The following is a 4,070-nucleotide window of genomic DNA, read 5'->3' as shown; positions in this document are numbered from 1 at the left end:
GAATATATCGCTTACGATTTCCATAGGTCTGAAGTTTATAGAAAGGACGCTGAAAGTGCTTGTTGTGAGTACAAAAACAATCCTATACAGACGGATGCCAAAAATGCTTCTAAAAAGCTCTTCAAAAAGATACCACAAAAGTATCACTCAGCTACCTCATTAGAACAATCGGATATAGATTTAGAAGAAGTAGTGCGTCAGGAAAAAGATTTAAGGGAGCTATCACTTAAAGTAACAGGGCGTAGTCGCGACCCACGTCTGAGGATGAACACCTTCGCGTGTCTTACCGACATCAATGCACATGCGATGGAGACCTATAGAGTGATAAAAATATCGCACTACCACAGCGGTATGAACTATGAAAATAGTTTTGAGGCTATCCCGATGATGCGCACGCCTGCGGATTACAATGCCGAGGCTTTTCCCAAAGCAGAACAGCAACCTGCTATCGTTAAAGATAACAACGACCCTCAAGGAATGGGACGTGTACGGGTACAGTTCTTTTGGCAGAAAGGCGAACAACTGAGCCCGTGGATACGGATGATACAGCCTTATGCAGGTAGTGGTAAAGGTTTTTATTTTATCCCAGAGGTAGGCGAAGAGGTAATGGTAGATTTTGAGAATGGCAATGCTGAACGACCATTTGTATTGGGGGCGCATTATAACGGCGCGGCAAAGAGTGGGTATAACCCAACGACCAAAGCTATACATACGCAAAGTGGCACCAAAATACTCCTTAATGATGCAGAGGGGAGTGTGAGAATTGAGGATGCGAGCCGTAATATTTATGAGATGGACGGGCAAGGCAATATCAATCTTTATGCGCCGAATAACATCTGTATGAATGCAGGTAAAAACTTTGACCTGAGTGTGGGGAATAACCTCAACTTCACTGTAGGTGGACAAGCTACAATGCAAATATTACAGCAAATGATTATGGAGACTCCGCTACTCAGGCAAATCGTAGCTGAATATGAGGCACGTTTAGGCAACGCCTTGCTCAGTTCCGACAACCTGATGAAGATAGAGGCAAAGGAAACAAATGTGGCAGGAGTAGAAAAACTCTTTATCCACTCAGATGAGTTGGCAACGGTAAACTCTAAGGGCTTGCTTGAGGTGAAAGGACAGCAAGGCACAAAGCATAGTAATAAAGCAGAAGAGTATGAAATAATAGAGACTCTCCCTGATACTTATGTTTTAGTGCATTTTAGAACTAAAAAAGATTGGAAAGGAGAATTTGGGTTTGATTGTTATAAAGAAAACAGCAATGTGAAAGGAATTAATGATACTGAGAAATATATAGATCTTATCGGAAAGTATTATAGTAAAACAGATGCTGAAATGCAAATAGAAAAACAAAACAATCCTTCTAACACTTATAGTTCATTTTTTATATCCAATCCCAATAGTTGGTATGTAAACAGAGGTGGTAATATAATAGAAAATTTCAAACTTGATGGAACCCAATATGGACATAGTGATGAATCACAAAATAAACTGAGAAAAGATTTTTCCCTTTTTAACTTTAAAATCAAGAATAAGAATGGTATTGAGCAAAATTTTACTCATTACAAGTCTTTTATTGCCTTATTTCCTAAAACAGAGAATTATGGAGTGAGTGAAGCTGAAATTGAGTTACAGATTAAATTTTTAAGTAAAGAAAAACCTGATTATTTAGTGTTTAAACTCAATGATGAGACAAAAGAACTAACTGCTGATCATTATTTTATAGGGATTGATAGATTAAAAATAGAGCGGCCTAAATCGGGTAAAAGAGAAACTATAAAAATTACTTGTAAGGCATTTCAAGTCATAGATAAAAATGGACAGGGAATAAAGTTTGACAAGGATATAGATATTAAAATATATGCCATTAAAGTAGATGAAAAAGGGAACAAAACAGAAAATTTAGCAGGCTGCATTACAATGATTGCACCTATTGTAAAAACTATCAATATACTTCCTGTTTATATAAAAACTATAATGAGAGATTATATTATTAGTAAAGATAATAATTTTAATTTCTTAAAAAAAGCTTTAGGACAGGCGTTGATCAAAGTAAATTTACTTGAAAAAGACCCTAACAGTGCTCAAGGAGAGTCTTTCTGTTTAAATTTACCTGCGCCTTATCCTTTTACAATTGTCTCTAAAACAATAACAGATAATAATGGATTGGATAATTTTGTCAAAAATGAATTTGAACGTAAATATTCTACTGTTTATACAAATTATTTTAAATTGTATTTTCTTGATCTTGAATATAAGGAACCTAATACTGAAGGAGCAGGAGGTTATTTTGATTCAGTATCTAAATGTGTAATGTTATTTAATGGGCACCAAAAGGAAACCATTGCACACGAGTGTTTACACGCTTTAGGATTGCCACATTCATTCTACTACCCATCAGAAATATATAAATCAAGGATGGAAGAAAAAATAAGAGATAAGAACTTTTTTGTATTCAAAGCAATGGAAACAAACAACATAATGGACTATTCACATCTGGGAGTAAACCCTGTTACAAAAAATCGAATAGACTCGCCAAAAGAGCGTTATCTTACGTGGCATTGGCAATGGTTAATAGTACGAGAAAGTACATTATTGGAATAAAAAATGATATTATGAGAATATTTATAAGCTTAATAATCATCACTCTATTTTTACAATGTAAAAATGCGCAAAGATATAGCATTGAAGTTAAAAACTCTTTAAAAGATACAATTATGTTTAAACGATTTGATTTTGAATTATACAAAAGAAACTATGAAGGTTATAAAGAAGATCCAACACGTCCCCCATTTTATATATTAGCAGATGGGAGTGCTTTTGAATCATTTGTAGGGGGAGATGATATATATTATCTTGTGATACCTCCTAAGCCTTCCTACCATTATTATATGTATTTTTATTACCCCAACGGAAGACTAAAAGAATATGGAGCTTTTGCAGGACTTAGAAGTACTGTAAAAATAGGTGTTTGGAGACAATATGATGCTATAGGAGATGAAACACAGGTAGATGAAGAAGCAAAATTTGAGAAATGGTCTTTTAATAAGGTTTTAGAGGTATTAGAAAAAGATGGAGTTATCAATTTGCGAACGGGAAAACATAGAGAAGCAAATGAATTAGACTTTGATTTTGATGAAAAAGAAAAAAAATGGACAGTGGCAGTTGTTAAAGAAGTAATAGATGTTTTTATTGATGTTTATTATGAATATATCTTTGATTGTGTAGCTGGGACATATACTCGAGAAGAATATGAACGCTATAATAATAAAGCAATAGATCTTTCTGGGTTACCTCAATTAAAGAATAGTAAAGAGAATAAAGATAGAGCAATAAAAAAGTGAAATAATTTTTATTAGTTATGCCACAAATCATCACTGATACTGCAGAACTCAGTTGCAATCAAGGTACTGCAACAAGTAAACTCAATGTTACAAGTCAAGATTTTGTAACTATTGAGGGTAAAGCTATGGCTACAGAGGAGGACAAGCAAGCGAATTCCAATATACAGCCTTTTAAGCAATGTAAACTAAAACCTTCTTCTGGTGGTTATTTACCTTGTGTGCCTGCTCCCATTAAATGGGAAGATACCACAGAGAAGGACTCTATCAACGGGCAAAAAATACTTACAGAAAACTCCTATTGTATGTGCTCAGTAGGCGGTAAAATTACCATAAAAGATAAAGGACATAACGAAAATCACAATGTGGAATAAGTCTAATCGCCACGACTTCGGAGTGCGTTTTAAGCTCCCTGCAAGGGCAAGTTGTTTTGAGTGCCTAAACGCCTAATGCGTGCCTCAAAACACAACTTGCTCTGTTCCGGTGAACAGAAAATTCTCCCTAAAGGTCAAATTTTAATTAACCATAAGAAAAGAAGATAAACACTACAAGCTCATAAAGTGATTTAGGGCATATTAGTAATATATTTAACCAATCACTTACTTACAAAGTTATTTACAATTCTATGTAAAGCTATATGTATATTTGTACATTAGTTTGCTTTCACGTATCAGAGCAAGCAAGTATGTACGAAGGTAAAAACGTAATTAAGTAGCTACATAG

3 protein-coding genes are annotated in these 4,070 nt (G+C 34.6%); all 3 read left to right on the top strand.

The genetic code is table 11. The features are described 5' to 3' along the window. A partial coding sequence (locus tag HMPREF9071_RS07275; protein WP_009745962.1) for a phage baseplate assembly protein V occupies nt 1-2,610 on the top strand: 2,610 nt, incomplete at its 5' end. A gap of 11 nt (nt 2,611-2,621) precedes the next feature. Continuing rightward, nucleotides 2,622-3,350, top strand: coding sequence for a hypothetical protein (locus HMPREF9071_RS07270; RefSeq protein ID WP_232212933.1), 729 nt, complete (start codon nt 2,622-2,624; stop codon nt 3,348-3,350). Nucleotides 3,351-3,367: 17 nt separating this feature from the next. Then, a complete protein-coding gene (locus HMPREF9071_RS07265; protein ID WP_009413689.1) occupies nt 3,368-3,721 on the top strand; it encodes a DUF4280 domain-containing protein in 354 nt (117 codons plus the stop codon). Nucleotides 3,722-4,070: the final 349 nt, after the last annotated feature.

Source organism: Capnocytophaga sp. oral taxon 338 str. F0234, from assembly GCF_000192225.1.
GTDB lineage: Bacteria > Bacteroidota > Bacteroidia > Flavobacteriales > Flavobacteriaceae > Capnocytophaga.
This window is presented reverse-complemented; position numbering and strand designations above follow the sequence as displayed.